At 69.2% G+C, this 17032-nt stretch carries 9 protein-coding genes; 4 read left to right on the top strand and 5 right to left on the bottom strand.

Translation table 11 applies throughout. The annotated features are described in order from the left end of the window. The first annotated feature begins 207 nt into the window (after positions 1 to 207). From AB0M79_RS08025 to AB0M79_RS08015, 3 genes are all read left to right on the top strand, one after another. Complete coding sequence (locus AB0M79_RS08025; RefSeq protein WP_364209348.1) at positions 208 to 744, top strand: DUF4352 domain-containing protein; 537 nt, start codon at positions 208 to 210, stop codon at positions 742 to 744. Between the two features lie 62 nt (positions 745 to 806). Next, positions 807 to 1712, top strand: a complete 906-nt coding sequence (locus AB0M79_RS08020) for an RNase H family protein (RefSeq protein WP_364209346.1) — start codon at positions 807 to 809, stop codon at positions 1710 to 1712. A gap of 215 nt (positions 1713 to 1927) precedes the next feature. Beyond that, a complete protein-coding gene (locus AB0M79_RS08015) occupies positions 1928 to 5344 on the top strand; it encodes a helicase-related protein (protein ID WP_364209343.1) in 3417 nt (1138 codons plus the stop codon). On the opposite strand, the gene AB0M79_RS08010 is transcribed toward AB0M79_RS08015, so the two are convergent. From AB0M79_RS08010 to argS, 5 genes are all read right to left on the bottom strand, one after another. Further along, a complete protein-coding gene (locus AB0M79_RS08010) occupies positions 5250 to 6905 on the bottom strand; it encodes an Hsp70 family protein (protein WP_364209340.1) in 1656 nt (551 codons plus the stop codon). The genes AB0M79_RS08015 and AB0M79_RS08010 overlap by 95 nt on opposite strands. Before the next feature lie 10 nt (positions 6906 to 6915). Continuing rightward, positions 6916 to 8289 carry a hypothetical protein gene (locus tag AB0M79_RS08005; RefSeq protein WP_364209337.1) on the bottom strand — a complete coding sequence of 458 codons (1374 nt, stop codon included), beginning with the start codon at positions 8287 to 8289 and terminating at the stop codon, positions 6916 to 6918. A 62-nt stretch (positions 8290 to 8351) separates the two neighbouring features. Beyond that, on the bottom strand, positions 8352 to 12062 hold the full coding sequence (locus tag AB0M79_RS08000; RefSeq protein WP_364209334.1) for an ATP-dependent RecD-like DNA helicase: 3711 nt from the start codon (positions 12060 to 12062) through the stop codon (positions 8352 to 8354). Positions 12063 to 12215: 153 nt separating this feature from the next. Then, positions 12216 to 13202, bottom strand: coding sequence for a LacI family DNA-binding transcriptional regulator (locus AB0M79_RS07995; RefSeq protein ID WP_364209331.1), 987 nt, complete (start codon positions 13200 to 13202; stop codon positions 12216 to 12218). Positions 13203 to 13330: 128 nt separating this feature from the next. Then, positions 13331 to 15073 (bottom strand): arginine--tRNA ligase, encoded by a 1743-nt coding sequence (argS, locus tag AB0M79_RS07990; RefSeq protein WP_364209328.1) that lies wholly within the window; start codon positions 15071 to 15073, stop codon positions 13331 to 13333. Between the two features lie 331 nt (positions 15074 to 15404). On the opposite strand from argS, the gene AB0M79_RS07985 reads away from it, so the two are divergent. Then, the gene (locus AB0M79_RS07985) at positions 15405 to 16988 is read left to right on the top strand and encodes a hypothetical protein (protein ID WP_364209325.1); all 1584 of its coding nucleotides are present in this window, start codon (positions 15405 to 15407) and stop codon (positions 16986 to 16988) included. The last annotated feature ends 44 nt before the right edge of the window (positions 16989 to 17032 follow it).

The following is a 17032-nucleotide window of genomic DNA, read 5'->3' as shown; positions in this document are numbered from 1 at the left end:
ACGCTACGTGCCCCTCGGAGGTTAGTCGAGTCCGCCCATTTGCCTGATTCGGCGGTTCACAGCACCCGTACGGGCGAATCGCCGCTGCTCACGGCCACCAACCCTCCAGATGATCACCCTGTCAGAAATTTTGACTGTTGACTCGATTCACAGTCGCTGCTGTCATTGACTGCGACATCGAGCTTGTTGGAGGACATGATGCGCAAGATGACCCTGATCGGGCTGCTGGCCGCGGCGGTCGTGGCTCTCGGCTGCGGCGTCGGCGGGGCGACCGGCGGCTCCGACTCCGCCGCCGGCGGCAACTCCGGCACCGGCCAGGGAGACGGCAGCGACGACAAGCCGGCCGCTGCCAAGATCGGCGACCCGGCCCGGGACGGCAAGTTCGAATTCACCGTCACCAAACTCGACTGTGGCAAGGCATCCGTCGGCAAGGACCCGCTCAGCGAACGGGCACAGGGCCAGTTCTGCCTGGTCACCCTCGATGTCGCCAACATCGGCAAGGAGCCGCAGTCGTTCAGCGACAGCGACCAGAAGGCGTTCGACGCCGACGGCACCGAGTTCTCCACCAACACGACCGCCGGGCTCTACGCCAACAAGAACGCCGACACGTTCTACAAGGAGATCAATCCCGGCAACAAGATCACGGCGGTGCTGGTCTTCGACGTGCCCAAGGAAACGAAGCTCGCCAAGCTCGAACTGCACGACTCCTTCCTGTCCGGCGGGGTCACCGTCGAACTCGCCTGAGCCGGCGACCGGCCCGGGCACCACGGGGGCCCGGGCCGGACCGCCCACCGACAGGAGGCATCATGCGAACCGACCAGTTCATCGCGGCCCTACCGCTGCTCCCGGAGGATCTGCGGGCCCGCGCCGAGGCGCTGCGCCCACACCGATTCGGGAGCGCCTGCGACCCATGCCGTCGGATAACCGACAGCGTCGACCTGGCGGTGACCGCCGCCCACTACGACGAAATCCACTCCGCGGCACAACTGCTCGCCGACGCGGAGCAACTCGTGGACCACCCCGGCCACACCGCGACCGACGGCTGCGCCGACGCCGACCGGCACCGCGCCACGAGCACCTCCCGCGGCGTCGTCGCCGGCTGGGCCCGGTTCGCCGGCACCCTCGTCGCCGCCACCGACGCCAGTTGCAAAGACCGCGCCAGCGGACTCGGTTACGTCATCAGCAACGGCCGCTTCGGTCTGGGTGGCCGGATCGCCGGCCGCCTCGACCCGAGCGGGCCATCGCGGGTCCTGGTCGACGAGCTACGTGCCGTCGACTTCCTCCTCGACGGCTTCACCGAACACCCCGAACGGCTGACCGTGCTGCTCGACTGCGCCGCGGCGCTTCGCCTGCTGCACCGGTGGCAGGCCGGCGACACCTCTGCCATGCCGCCCGGCTACAGCCTGCGCCCCCGCATCCGCTCCGCCCGACCCACCCTCGTCCGGCTCGCCGACCGAGTCGCCCGACTCCCCGGCGTCACCTTCACACACGTGAAGGGACACAGTGGAAACGCACTGAACGAGGCCGCGGACGCCCTGTCGTCGATGGCCCGCCGTCGGATCCGGGAACGGTTCGACGTACGGACCAGGGCCGAGAGTCTCGTCGACGCCTTCCTCCGCGACTGGCACTCCACGCCCGTACCGCGACAGGAGCACCTCGACACACGAAGGTCGTCCGCCTCGGTCCAGATGGTCGGTGGGCGACGTCCGTAGCAGCCACGCCAGCGGTATCTTCGCCCACTCCTCGTGCCGACCGCGGTCGGCACCCTCGGTACCGCAAGCCGGAGCGGCCCGCCCGTCCCGGCAACGTCAACCGCCCGAGCAGTGGTTGTTCCGGCGAATCACCCATCGTTACGCTTTCGCCCCACCGCCGAGTCACCGCCTCGTCACCAAGGGCATCCCCTCCCCCTCCGCGCCGAAGGACGTCCATGAACAGGAACGACCTCCGCTACGAGCCACCGCTCCACGGTTTCGGATGGTTGGCCGAACTCCGGCCGGAGACCTGTCTGGTCCTCGGCGAGGTACCGGACGACCAGCGGAAAGCGGTGAGCGAACTCGCACCCGAGGTTCGGATGGCCCGACTCACTCCGTTCATCTCCAGGGCGGTGCATCACGGCGGATACGCGGTCCTCAGGGGCGGCCTGTGGCACGGGCTACTGGTGATGGGGGGCAGCGGACCTCGTGGCCCGGAGAGCGCGCGGCGCAAGTACACGGACCCTGATCATCATCTCCACGCAGCCTATGACGTGTACGACGAAAAATGGCCGGACGCGGTCCGGTTCGCCGGGTTGTCGACGTTCGGCGTGGGAGATCTGGTGCGGGTCAAAGGATCCGACACCCTCGGGCGGATCAGCGGCGTGTACCAGACCTCCGACGGCTACCGCTACGAGGTCGAACTACGCGACGGACGCCGGCAGCACTACAACGAGACCGCGCTGCACCTGATCGAGGGCGATCCGCGTGACCCACAGTTCTGGCTGTCCCAGCCGCCGGCCGGAGCCGCCGACGTCTCACTCACCCTGACCTGGACCAAACTCACCCATCCACTGACCGATACCATCTACTCGTTCGCCGCGAGCAAGACCGTGTTCCGCGCCTACCAGTTCAAACCCGTCCTCAAGCTGCTCACCGCCTCTTCTGGGCGACTGCTCGTTGCCGACGAGGTCGGTCTCGGAAAGACCATCGAGGCCGGCCTGATCTGGACCGAACTGGAACAGCGGTCCCGGCTGGAGCGGGTCCTCGTCGTCGCTCCGGCGACGCTGACCCTCAAGTGGCAGGCGGAGATGCGGCGACGCTTCGACCGGCGCCTCGAACTGCTCAGGCCGGCCGATCTGAACACCTTCGCGCAGCGTTTGCAGGACGGCGACAACGCCCCGATCCACGGGGTGGTCTCACTCGAATCGCTGCGGTCCGCCGACCACGTCCTGGAGCAGCTGACCAAGGTGAACCCCCGGTTCGACCTGGTGATCGTCGATGAGGCCCACTATCTGCGAAACCAGCAGAGCCGATCACATGCTCTCGGACGGTTGCTGGCCGACTGGTCCGACTACCTGATCTTTCTCTCCGCCACGCCGCTGAACCTCGGCAACAACGACCTGTTCAACCTGATGAGCCTGCTCGACGAAGGACAGTTCAGCGACCAGGCGATCTTCGCGGCTCAGCTGGAACCGAACCGGGTTCTGAACGCCGTCGCCGCGGCACTGACCGGATCCGGCCGCGACGAACCCCGCAAGCTGATCGCCAGGCTCGGCGAACTGCACACGCTGGAGTTCGGCGGCACGGTCACCGACCGGCCGGACTTCACCACCCTCAACAAGCTTTTCGACGTCGACCGCCGGCTCGACGCGGGAGAGGTGGCTCAAGCCCGTCGCCTGCTCGCCGACCTCAACACCCTGGGTGGCGTGATCACCCGAACCCGTAAGGCCGACGTTCCCGACCGCAAGGCCGTACGCGAGCCACGCGACATCGAGGTCCGGTGGACCGACGAGGAACGGGCCTACTACGACTCGATCCTGGCCTGGTTCCTGAGCCGCGCGCTGCAGACCGGCACGCCACCGGGCTTCGCGACTCAGATGCCGCTCCGGCAGGCGGCGAGTTGCATCGAAGCCTCGAAGCAGCTGATGCGGGAACGCAACCCGCAGTTCGCGCAGACGGACACCGACGACCTTCCCGAAGACGTCAGAGCGGACTTCACCGGCCTCGCGACCTCGGTGCTGTCCGCGTCGTTGCCGGTCGACACGAAGTACGACCAACTCCTGCGCGAACTGCTACGGATCCGCCAGGCCGGCATGCGGCAGTCCATGATCTTCTCGTTCTTCCGGCGAACCCTCGAATACCTGGGAAAGCGGTTGAGCACACAGTTCACCGTCCGGGTGATGCACGGCGGCGTCTCCATGGACGGCCGGCAGGAGATCATGCGGGACTTCCGAGACGGAAAGTTCGAGATCCTGCTGCTCAGTGAGGTCGGCTCGGAAGGTCTCGACTTCGAGTTCTGCAACGTCCTGGTCAACTACGACCTGCCGTGGAATCCGATGCGGGTGGAACAGCGCATCGGCCGCCTCGACCGGTTCGGACAGCAGCACGAGAAGATATTCATCTACAACATGCGGGTGCCCGGCACCATCGAGACCGACATCTTCCAGCGCCTCTACGACCGGATCGGAGTGTTCCGAGACTCGATCGGCGAGCTTGAACCCATCCTGCGTGACGAACTCGGCGACTACGCCAAGCAGTTCCTCGACCCGTCACTCGACGCCGCCGGCCGACGCCGGGAGGCCGACCGAATCGCGGTCGCCGTCGAGCAACGTACCCGCGACCTCGACGACCTGGAGTCGTCCAGATCGCTGCTGGCCGGAATCGACGGCCTGCTGATCGACGGACTCACCGAGGCCGGTCCCGGTAACGGTCGTTTCATCGGACCGGCCGAGCTACGCAGGATCCTCGACGAACTGTTCCATCGGCTGGGCGGCCACCGTGGAGCGCCTGACCAGAACGGAACCTTCGAGATCATCGGATCGGACCGGCTCGCGAACCGGCTACGGTCGAGCAACGTCGGCGAAGGAGGCAGCCGCTACCCCAGATCGAAACTGGCCAGTCTCCTACAGGACCTGGCACCCATCCACTGCACCTTCCGGCCGGAAACCGGCAGCCGCTACGACGTCGAGCTGATCTCCGGACGGCACCCGCTGGTCAAGCTTGCCCTTGAGGTCCTCGCCGAGGAAACGCTGACACTGCCCCGCTTCGGCGCGGTCGCCGTACCCGGCCTGCCGATCGGGCGACGCTACCTGGTCACCGTGGACCTCGCCGAAACCAACGGCCTGCGGCCGACGCTCGAACTGTGGGCAACGGCGGTCGACGTCGCAAGCCGGCAACTGTGCCCCGAAGTCGGCGAAGCGCTGCTCACCGCCCTCGCCCACGGTGAGCTGCGCGACGGCTCGACGGTTCCGCCCCACGACCTGCGTGAGGTGTGGCAGCTTGCCCAGGATCGCACCTTCGTACGGCAACGTCAGTCTGAACAGACCCGGGCACAGGAGAACGCGGCTCTCGTAGAAGGGCGCATCCGTGCCCGGGAAAGCTCACTCACCGTCCAGATCCGCAAGACCGAGCAACTCCTGATCAAGCTGAGCGCCAGCACCGCGGCGGCCAGCATCATCCGGCTGCACAAGGGCCGGCTGCGGAATCTGAAAGACCGCCGGACACAGGCCCGTGCCGAACTCCTAGGTCGCAAGGAACTCAGCGTGGGGTTGAACGCTATCGCCGTCTTGCTCGTGGAGGCGGCGGAGCCCATTCCTTCTCCAGGAACCAGGGCGTCGGCGGCGTCGGGGAGCCGGCGGCGACGCTCCTGAGCTTCAGTCGGGCGGCCCCACGACCACGAAGTACCGGCCACCGGTCGACCCGCATGTCGAACGCCCGCCCGGTGCCGTCCCGGATCAGAATCCGGCCGTCACAGTAGAGCTTGACCATCAGGTGCCGTCCGAGCCTCACCCGGAACCCGTCCATTGCCTGCCCGTCGAAGGTCAAGCCGAGGTGGTCGCCGGAGGTGGACCGGACCCGGAACACAGCTACGCCGTCACCCGGTCCGACGAAATCCTGCCCCCACCATTCGTAGCCCAGGTTCGTCTGACCGTTGAGCACCTGCCACGGCTCGTAGAAGGGCGTGAACGCCGGATAGACCGTCTGCTCCCGGTGCTGGCCGGCGTGCTGCCATTCGAGGACGAAGTCGAATCCCGGCCGGTGCAGGTTGAGTCGCTCATAGCTGCCGTTGTCGGCGAGGCCGGCCACGATCGCCTCGTCAGCGGTCACCCCCGCGTTGTCGAAGATCTGAGCGTGCGGGAAGAGCGCCCCGATCCGCCGCTCCACGTACGGCACCCGGCTCATCCCACCCGCGAGGAGCACGTAGTGAACCCCGGCAGCGAGTTCCGTCTGCCCCATCCGGCGTAGCGCGTCAGGCGATGGACTGCCGCGTTCGGTCAGCAACGCCGCCCGCAGCGCGGCCCACACCAGCCGCTCCGCATCGTCCATCTGGGCGCGGAAAGCCGTCTCCAACCGTTCCCGGCCGTACGGAAGCACCGGCGTCCGCCCGAGGAGACGCGGCAGCACAATGGCGTGTGTATGCGCCGTGGAGAGACGGACCTTCGTCTCCCGCGCGGCTCGAAGGAGATGGGCACGGAACAACCCGGCCTGCCCGTCGACGTCGACGCCCGCGCCGGCGAGGTCGGCCGCCAACTCGTCGGCCACCACGGCGTCGAGCCTGTCACCGGCATGGGCGGTGCCGAGTGCGGACAGCACCGAGATCTCGGGGTGTTCGCCACCTTCCACGTCGAGTACCGCTATGTCGAGAGTGCCGCCGCCCATGTCGAACACGAGCAGGCGTCCGGCCGGGCGTTCCCCGTACATCAGAAACCGGTGCGTGACCCAGGCGATCCCGGCGGCGATCGGCTCGTCGACCAGCGTCGAATTGCTGATCGGCAGTCCGGCCTTGGCCGCGAGGCCGAGCAGCCTTGCCCGCTGCGGGCCGGTCCACATCGCCGGACAGCCCAGCCGAATGTCCCCCTCCGTGGTCAGTGGCAGGTCCGCCGCGGCGGAGCGACGGCCGATTTCCGACAGCACCGCGACGATGACGTCATCGGCCACCACCTCCCGGACGCCGCGCGGGCCCATGACGTCCAGGGTTTCCAGTTCCTCGGTGATGGCCCGCTTGACCGACCGGATCACCCGGTCGCCCGGAAGCACCTCGGCGTCCTCCCCGACCACCAGTGCCTCGCTCTGGTAGCCGGCTACCGACGGGAACCACCGCGCGGTACGCCCCAACGGCACGACCTCGACGGGAGACCGGCCGACCTTCTCGGCCACCAGGGACGTGGAGGTACCGAAATCCACGCCGACCGCGCGGGTGGTGCCTGCCATCTCGTTCCTCCTACATCGTCGACACGACGGATCGGTGGAGCAGGATTTCCTCGTCGGCGAATCGCCATCGGTATCCGGGGCGGACGACCGCGACCGTGGCGCCCGTCTCCGGCTGCCTGCCGACGGATTCGTGCAGCGTCGGATCGAACTTCGCCGGGGCCCCGGACGACCCCACCGGTTCGAGTCCCTGCGCCATTGCCAGGCCACGCACCCGCTCGACGAGCACCTGCGCGTCACCGCCCGCGGCCACGATCTCCTCGACCTCGGCGGCAAGATCCGCCAGAGCGCGGACCACGTCGATGCGGATCTGCCGCTCCTGGGCCGCCCGCATGCCTACGGCCCGGGTGTGTTCGGTGCGCAACATCGACTCCAGCCGCTCGCACCGGTCGGCAAGCTCGTCGGCCCTGTTCTCGGCCTGGCCGGCTCTGGCCACCGCCTGCTCAGCCCGGGCCTCGGCCGCCGCCATCCGGCCGGTCGCCTGGTCGGCCCGCGCCTGCGCCTCAGCGACCGTCTTCTCGGCCTGCTCGGCCCTGGCCTCCGCGTCGATCGCCATGGCCATGGCCGCCTCGGCCTGCTGGTGAGCATCCGCGGCGGCCCTACGCGCCTCGGCGAATTCGGTCTCCAGGGCTGCCGTCCGGTCACTCCCGACTGCCGGCGAGACCTCGGGCTCCTGGCCCGGAGCGTCCTCCTTCCCCTCGCGACCTGGCACGCTCGTCAGCTGGGCGGCCTCGGTTCGGTCGGCCGCTGCCTGACCGGCATCGGTGGGCGAGGGCTGGACCTGACAGGGTTCCGCGGCCCCCGCCTCCGCCTGCCCGACCGTAATGGGCTCGGGCGTGCCCGGGTTAGGGTCGGTGGGGCCCGCCACCGGCCGCCCGACCGCAGCTGCCGCATCCTCGTTCGAGTCGGCGGCACCAGCGCGGGGAGCGTCGACGGGCAATACCCGGGTAGCTTCGAACGCCGGACCGATCCACCGGTAGCCCATGCCTTCGCGTCTGATCCGTCGGTCGTCCGCGGCAAGGGACTTCCGGATGGCCGTCCACGCCTTCGTCACCGCCTGCTCGTCCAGCTGGAACCGAACGAGTTGATCTTTGATCTGTATTGCGGTCATGAACCTGCCGCTCTCGCTGAGCACCCGCAGCACGATGCCCGCCGGATCAGCGGCGAACAGTTCCGCGATCGGCGCCGGATCGACCAGGAACTGGTGACGCAACGATCCCCTCGGCGCGAGCAGGTTACGGGTATCGATCTTGACCTCGGCCTCCTCCCCCGTGTCGTCCCAGCGAACCCTGAAGGGCTTGCCAATGCCTCGCTCGAGCACCGTGGCGACCCGGACGGGTTCGTCACGGCTGAACGGCCGATGTACGACAACCTGAGCTTGTTCCACGGCAGAGACTGTAGACAGGTCCTCGTCTGTCGACAGCGTGCGGCGCCGCTGCGGGCCACTGTTCACAACAGCTCGCGGATCCGGGCGACCTGCCCGTTCAGGGCGGCGGAGTCGAGCCCGGTCCCGTCTTCCCGCGAGGTGAAGAGCGTCTGGCCCTCGACGTACCCGTTGGTGACGTACCACTCGCGGCGACGCTCCCACGCGGCCCGGTAGCCGGGTCGGTCCAGCATCCCCAGGTGCTCCCAGACCACGGGGTCACCACCCGCGTCGATGAACGTGAAGTCGGGGCGTACGGTGCCGGGCACGGACGTCCCGTTGAGCGGCCGCTCGTAGTGGTAGTCGACGCCGGCCGCGTGCAGCAGGTTGGCGATCACCACCTCGCTCTTGGACCGGACCAGCTCACCGCGGGCGGTGCGGTGGATCAGGTGTTCGGCGAACGGCACCCCCAGGTCGCCGCGGCGGGTACCGGCGGTGAACAGGTGGGTGTTGCGGCGGGCGGTTTCGCTGCGTTCGGGGCGGGCGAGGTCCCACAGCGGCTGCACGTCGTCGCCCTGGACGAGCAGGACGAGCCGGCGCCGGGCCCGGGTAAGCCCGGTGTAGAGCAGTTCCCGGGTCAGCAGCCGACTCTCCTCCGGCACGACCACGAGAACGGTCTCGAACTCGCTGCCCTGTGCCTTGTGGACGGTCAGGGCGTACGCCAGCTCCAGGTCGGGCCGTTCGGTGCTGCCGGGAACAGCCGTGAAGTCGTAGTGCTGCCATTCCCGGCCGGCGAACGCGACCTTGAACCACCGGTCGCGTTGCACGGCGACCAGACCGACCTCGCCGTTGGCCAACTGCTCCTTGATCTTGGCCTTCCGGCTGTGGTCCCAGCCGTTGCCGGTGCGGTTGCGTACCAGCATCACCTTGTCACGCAGCACGATCTCCTCCGGCCCGTAGCTGCGACCGCCGGGGCGACGGCTCCGCCGTACCTCCTCGGCCCGGAAGTGCCGTTGGAGAAGCCGGTTGAGTTCGAAGGTGCCCCATTCGCGCATCCGGACCGGCGACAGCACCTGGAACCGTTCCGCGCCGGAGTGGTCGGCAAACGGCACCAGTGCGCCGTTCAGACCCAGTGCCCGGGCATAGCCTTCGGCGTCGTTCGGGTCGGTCATGTTCAGAGCCCGGGTCAGTTCGTCGAGCAGCCGGGTGCGTAGTTCCTCGGCCGTCTTCCAGAAGACCAGCCGAAGGTCCGATGCGGGACCGCCGGCACCGCCCGGGTCTCCTGCTCCACGGGCGTTGTCGGCCAGTTCGGCGAGGACCGAGTCGGCGTCGACGGAGTGGGCGTCGGTGTTGAACAGGGAGGCGAGCCGCAGGATGTCCGACGGTCGGTCGCCGAGGGTACGCAGTTCGACGGTGAGTCCGGCAAGTGCCCCGGCCCGGGCCGCTTCGGCCGGGTCGTCGGCTCCCTTGCCCGCGCCGAGGTACGCCACCAGGTCGGCGAAGGGCCGCCCGACGCCGATCGGCGGCAGCTGGCTCGGGTCGCCGACGAGGATGAGGCGCCGGACGTGGCCGAGGTCGAGGGCCTTGAGCAGGGCGGTGAGCTGGTCCTCGGTCAGCATCGAGCATTCGTCGACGACGACGGTGCGTTCCTGTGCGTACGCCTGGTCACCGGTGAACAGCACCCGCTGCCGCCGGCCGTCGTAGCGCTTGAGGCCGTACAGGAACTGGGCGATGTTCCGGGCCCGGGCCCGGGTCTTGTGTGCCAGCCGGACGGTGGCCTTGCCGGTCGGCGCGAGCAGCAGGACACCGTCGGCGAGCAGCTTCTCCGAGGCGAGCAGTGCGCCGACGACACTGGTCTTGCCGGTGCCGGCCGGTCCGACGAGTACCGACAGTTTCCGGGTGGTGAGGCTTTCGAGCGCGGTGGCCTGCTCGTGTAGCGCCCGGGTGTGCCGCTCGTCGGTCTCGTCGACCCGTCCGCCGCCGGCGGTGATCGCGGCGACCAGGAGCTGCTTCCAGTCCTCGTCGAGGCTGGGCAGGAGCCGGACCGCGCGGGCGGCCAGGATCTTGGTGAGGAGACGACCGCGTTCGGCGAGGTCGGCAAGCTGGACAAAGGGGATCTCGCCGCCGTCCCCGGCGGGCAGGTCGACCCTGCTCAGCACCCGGTGGCCGGCGCCGATGTTTCCGGTGATCCAGTCGCTGGAGATCATCGGCGGTGGGCTGATCTGCAGTTCGCCCACCTGCTTCATGGCCTCGTCGACCGACAGCAAGGCGTCACCTTCGGTCGCTGCCGCCCGCAGCACGCAGACCAGAGCGGCCTCGATCCGTCGCGGGTCGCCGGGCGACTCGATCCGGCTCGGTGCCGGCAGCGGGGCCGCGACCGCGACGGTGGGATCGGGCAACAGGCCCCGGTCGACCACCGGCAGCGAGACCGGCTCGTCATCGGTGTCGCCGAGGTCGACCTCCGCGATCAGGTAGGGGTTGGCGAGCACCTCGGCGTCGGTGACCGGCCGTTCGGTGCCGGCGGCGCGCAGGCCCGGCTCGAGCCAACGTTTCGCCGCCGCCGTCGTCAGCGCGAAGCGGCTGAGCAGCTTGACATAGTCGCGCCGGTCGGGCGCCATCTGGGTCCAGGTCCGACGGGCGGCGGCAAGGTCGGCCTCGTACGCGGATCGGGGTGCGGCGCGTTCGCCGCGCAACATGGCATCGAGCAGCGGCCACGGGTCCGTCGCCGGTGGCAGGCTGCCGTCGCGGGTCAGGTCGAGCAGCAGCGAGGTCGCCAGCCGCAGGCCGAGTGCTTCGAGTACGGGACCGGCCCCCGGGAAGGCTCCCCGATCCGTCCAAGCCTCGGCAATACGCGCGTTGAGCCATTCGACGCGTTCGTGCCAGGGGCCGGGTGCGATGCCGTGCCGGATCACCGCCCGTAGTGCGGTCAGCGACCGCTCCAGGACGGCGAGCGTCACGTCGGAGCCGACGGTTTCGCTGCCGTAGGAGAACGCGGTGATCTGGCCACGGTCGGGGACTACCGCGATCTCGGCAAGGAGCCCGCGCCGGCGGGCGTCCTCGGTCGGGTCGCCGGTCGGACTGAGATAGGCGTGGTACGGCAGCAGGAATCCATCGGATCCGTCCGGCCGAATTGAATGACCGATCAGCCGATCCCATAAGGGGTAGGTATCCCGGCCGGGTGACGCATCGTATTCGATGATTCCCTTCATCGAATCGATCCGTCCGACGCCGACCACCAGCCGGCTGATGCTGTCGTCGAGCGGATGCCCCGACTTGGTGTAGAAAACGGCGAGCGAACTACCGGGAGAGATGCGCTCGAAACAGGTGGAGAGCAACTCTCGTTGCCGAGGTCCGGAGAAGGCCCACTTCGACGGGAACGGCGGTTCTTCGTCCGGCGTGAGTGAGATCGGGAGGCGGTCCTCGATCTCTGGCCCCCGGGCGCGCAGCATCCAGGCGAACGGCACGGCAAAGGTGGAGTATTCGGGCACCTTCACCGCGGTTGGCTGCAGGTGGCCGTGCGTTCCGGCGGTAGCTGCCAGGTTCGCGTACGGGTGCTGGAAGAGGCGTACCCAGGGCGTCGGGTTCATGAACCCGCCGGACTCGGCCGCGCAGGGCGGGCGCTGCGCGAGATCCAGTTCGGCGAACGGCCGGCCGGCATTGACAATTTCCCGACCGTCATTGCGCTCGATCCGGATCCGGTCGAGGTCCAGGCAGTAGGGGTTCCCGCGAGGATCACGACACACGGTGCCGTTCCAGGCATTGTCGTGCCAGGCGACGCGAATCGTCAGGTGATACATGGTCACTCCACTCGCTGAGCGCACCGAACTGTCGCTGAACCGACGCCACTGGCGCGTTCGGAATCCAATATCAGGGTCGTACCGGAGCGGCGATATTGAACCAGGATCGACAGCCTGCCGCCACCCCGTCCAGAGAGGACGGCACGACGGCGGTCAGGCCGAGCGGCGTACGACCAGGCGCAGGAACTCGCCGTCGCGGTCCGGCGGCGGCCGGTCGTCGAGTTCGGCCAAAACCGAGGCGACCACGACCCCGGCGAGCGCGTCGATGTCGATGGCGACGGTGGTGACCCCGATCGCGGCCATCGGTACGTTGTCGACCCCGATCACGTCCAGGTCGACGCCGGCCCGCAGCCCCATCATCTCGAGTCCGGCCATCAGCACCAGCGCCACGTCGTCGTTGTGGGCGCAGACGGCGGTGACCGGGTCGGGCCGGTCCCGCCACGACGCGACCGCGTCCCGTACGTCGCCCCGTTCGAAGTCGACGACCTCGACGACCGGCTCCGGCAGCCCCGCGGCGGCGCACACCTCGCGTACGCCGTCGAGCCGGCTGTCGGCGAAGACCTGGAGGTGCGGATCGCCGGGCATGGCGAACCCGAGCCGGCGATGGCCCTTCGACAGCAGGTATTCGGCCTGCATCCGGCCGATCCGTGGGAAGGAGACGATTCCGTCGACGTCGACGAGCCGGGCCTCGGAGTATTCGACGGCTGCCCGTTCGTCGGCGCTGAGGCCGCCGGTGGTGACGACCAGGGCCGGCGACACCAGCCCCCACAGGTCGGTGATCGACCGCAGCGCCTCGGCGTGGTGGTGCACCAGCAGGGCGTATCCGCGGGCGGCCAGGGCGGTGTTCAGCGCGTCGAGTGCCTTGTCGAACAGGAAGCCGATCCCGAAGCCGGGCACCAGGGCGAGGACGAGGTTGGTGCGCCCCGACCGCAGGGCCCGCGCCGGCGCGTACGGCATGTGCCCGAGCCGTTTCGCCGTCGACCGGACCAGTTCTCTGGTCGCCTGGGAGATGTTGCGGTTCGGTACGTCGTTGAGCACGTAGCTGACCGTCGCCCTGGACACCCCGGCGGCGCGGGCGACGTCGGCGCTGGTGACCCGGCGCCGCCGGCCGGCCGGACGATCGCCATCGACAGCGGTCATTGCATCGCCCGCTCGGGTAGACCTCGCATGGCGGTCGATTATCGCACGGGGTAACACTGCGCGACGATCCGGAGACAGGCCGGCCGGGGCGGGCGTCTCCGCTTCGGTCCGGGGACGCCCGCCCGGCCTCACATCCGGTCCGGCGTGCCGATCCCGAGCAGGTACAGCCCCTGACGCAGCACCCGGGCGGTGAGGTCGCACAGCACGAGCCGACTGTCGCGTACCGGGCCGTCGGCGCGCAGGACCGGGCACCGCTCGTAGAAGCCGCTGAACGTCGCCGCCACCGTGTGCAGGTAGCCGGCGAGCCGGTGGAACTCCAGGCTCTGCCCGACCTCGGTGACGACCGGCTCGAAGCCGAGCAGTTCCAGCGCCAGGGCCCGCTCGGCCGGTTCACCGACGACAACGGGGACGCCGGCCGGTACGCCGGTCCCGGCCCGCCGGAAGATGGACCGGATCCGGGCGTGGGCGTACTGGAGATAGGGGGCGGTGTTGCCGTCCAGCGACAGCATCCGCTGCCAGTCGAAGACGTAGTCCTTGATCCGGTCGGTGGACAGGTCGGCGTACTTCACCGCCCCGATCCCGACCGCCCGTGCCACCTCGGCGACGGCCGCCTCGTCCAGGTCGGGGTTCTTCCGCCGGGCCAGTTCGGCGGCCCGCTGGACGGCCTCGTCGAGCAGGTCGACGAGCTTCACCGTGCCGCCGGCCCGGCTGCGCAGCATCCGGCCGTCCGGCCCGAGAACCGAACCGAAGCCGACGTGTTCGGCGGTGACCGGCGGCCGCAGCCAGCCCGCCTCCCGGGCTACCGCGAACACCATCTCGAAGTGCTGCCGCTGCGGTGTCCCGACGACGTAGCGCAGCCGGGTCGCGCCCAGGTCCACGATCCGGTGCCGGATCGCCGCGAGATCGGTGGTGCCGTACCCGTACCCGCCGTCCCGCTTGCGGACGATGACCGGCAACGGCTCGCCGTCCCGGCCGGTGAAGCCGGCCGGGAAGACGCAGGCGGCGTCACCGCTGTCGCGCAGCAGCCCGGCCCGGTCCAGCTCGGCGACCACCGGGGCGAGCCGGTCGTTGTAGCGGCTCTCCCCCTGGAAGTCGGCGGCGGTCAGGGTGACGTCGAGCCGGCCGTAGACGGACAGGAAATACCGCTCCGACTCGGCGACCAGCAGCCGCCACAACCGCGACGTCAGCTCGTCGCCGCCCTGCAACGCCACCACCCGGCGCCGGGCCCGTTCCCGGAACGCGTCGTCGGCGTCGAACTTCACCCGCGCCGCCCGATAGAACGAGTCGAGGTCACCGACCGACAGTTCGTGCGCCGCCGTCGACTCCCCCAGGTCGAGCAGGTGCTCGATCAGCATCCCGAACGGCGTGCCCCAGTCACCCAGGTGGTTCGCCCGGAGCACGGTGTGCCCGAGCCACTGCGAGAGCCGTACGGCGGCGTCGCCGATGACCGTCGACCGCAGGTGGCCGACGTGCATCTCCTTGGCGACGTTCGGTCCCGAATAGTCGACGACCACGGTCTGCGGCGTGGTGCTGGCCGGGACGCCCAGCCGGTCGTCGGCGGCCATCCCGGACAGCAGCGAACCGAGCGCGCCGTCGGCGACGGTCAGGTTGACGAAACCGGGCCCGGACACCTCGACGGACGCGCACAGGTCGGAAAGGTCGGCCCGGCGCACCACCTCGGCGGCCACGTCCCGTGGTGCCCGGCGCAGCCGGCGGGCCAGCGACAGGGCGGCGTCGGACTGGAAGTCCGCGTGCTGCGACCGCCGTACGGCCGGGTCGACCGGCTCGCCGGGGCCGGCCTCGCCGCCGGCGGCGGTCACCGCCGCGAACGCCGGTGCCAGCCGGTCGGCGAGCAGCTTTTCGAGATTCATCGGTACGCCAATCTCGGCCCGGCCACGGTGCGGCCACGGGCCCGACGGGGCGGACCGGTCGACGGTGAGATGGCATCCGGCGGATCGATCCGCCGGACACGGAAAAGGTCAGTGCAGGCGGTCTGGCAGGGCTCGCAGGCGAGCCGCCCGTCGCTCGCGGCGAGCCGACGGGACGCACAGACCGGTGCTGGACATGGACCGCAGACTACCCGGCGACGGTGCCGGCCGGGACCGGATATCCGGGGCATCGATAAACGCTTCGAGGACTGTCGGTAGTGGGTGCTATACACCTCGCATGCGACCAACCCCCCGCTTGCGGTGGCTGGCGCGCGTGGCTCTGATCATGGCCACGTGCGTCGCCGCCTTCACCCTGGCCGCACCACCGGCCACCGCCCAGCCATCCGGTCCTCTGAGTCTCACCTCGCTCGCCTTCGCCTCGAAGCGGGTCGACGTCCGTGAGAACAGCGCGGTCGTCGCTCTCAACTGGACGGTCCGCAACACGGACACCACCGCCACGAACCTGACGGGTTCACTCCAGATCCGCATGGTGGGAGACGCACCCGGCGCCTATGTCGGGCAGTCGTACCACGTCGACTTCCAGTTCGGTGAGACCTGGTACACGCGTGCCCGCTTCGTCTCCGGCACCCCACAGGAGTCGACCTATCAATACGACTTCACCGTGCCCCGCTACGGCAGGACCGCACAGGCGTCGTGGGTCGTATCCAGCTTCGTCGTCACCGACGACAAGGGCGCGTCGCTGAGCATCGAGGGCAGCCAACTGGCCCCGTACCGGTCGGCGCTGAAGGTCAGGACGCTGGTCGACTCGACGCCACCGGGCATGAACTGGTTCTACCTCGAGCCGCTGAGTACGCCGCGCCCCTACGCCTATGTCCGGGACAAGTCCGCCCACCTCGACTTCTACGCACAGTTGCAGGACTGGGAGTCAGGGTTCTGGAAGGGCACTCTGCGGCTGACCGGTCCCAGCGGGGAACTCCTCACGTCCGACTTCGAGTCGAGATGGTTCCATCCGGACCCGAGATGCGGCCCCTACACCGGCGGCGACATCAACTCGGTTTCCTGCGGTATCACGGTCGATGTGCCGGCGGGCACGACAGCCGGCACCTGGCAGGTGTCCGGGCTGGTGCTGTTCGACAACGTCGGGAACCAGACGACCGTCACCCCACCGGACCCGACACCGATCTCGGTCACGTCGAACGAGGTGGTGAGCGCCGCCAACTTCGCGGCCGTTCCCAATCCGGTCAACAACTGGACCCAGAACGCGACCACCCGGATTCGCATGGACGTGACCGGCACCCAGAATGGTGTCGGCACCGTGCGACTCGACTTCGACACGCACGGGTGCCGGCAGGACAACGGCGAACCGGTCGTCGATCCGGACGGCGGAATCTCGGTCGGTGTCTTCGTCTCCCAGGGCACGGCGAAGTGCGTGGTGACCGGCCTGGTGATCGTGGACGGGGCCGGCAACGTCGCCGTCTACGGCAGCCGATACGAGGCTCCCGGCCCGGGGCTGACCATCAACCGCCTGCCGAACACCACGCCACCGGCCGTGAGTGCGGCGACCCTGACCCCGACGACCGTCACCCGTAGCGAGGCCCCGAACGTGTGGCCGACCCTCACGATGCAGGTGACGGCGCCGATCGCCCCGGTCAACCAGTACGCCCTCTACCTCTACGACGCCGTGGGGAACATCGTCGCCCAGCAGTCGGGAGGCACCAGCGGTGCGGGACCGGACGGGACGCTGCGGCTGTACGGCTACCTGCCCTACGACATCGCCGCCGGCACCTACTCGTACGGCTTCACCCTCTACGACGCGAGCGGACTGCGGTCGTCGTACGGGGTGAACGGCCAGCCGCTTGCGGGCGGGCCACTGGAGATAACGGTCACCGACGACTGAACCGGCAAGGGAGGGCAGCGCCGACGGCGGTGCCCTCCCGCCTC

The sequence above is a fragment of the Polymorphospora sp. NPDC051019 genome, from assembly GCF_040683055.1.
Lineage (GTDB): Bacteria > Actinomycetota > Actinomycetes > Mycobacteriales > Micromonosporaceae > Polymorphospora > Polymorphospora lycopeni.
Note: the sequence above shows the minus strand (reverse complement) of the source record. Positions and strands in the feature narration are given on the sequence as shown.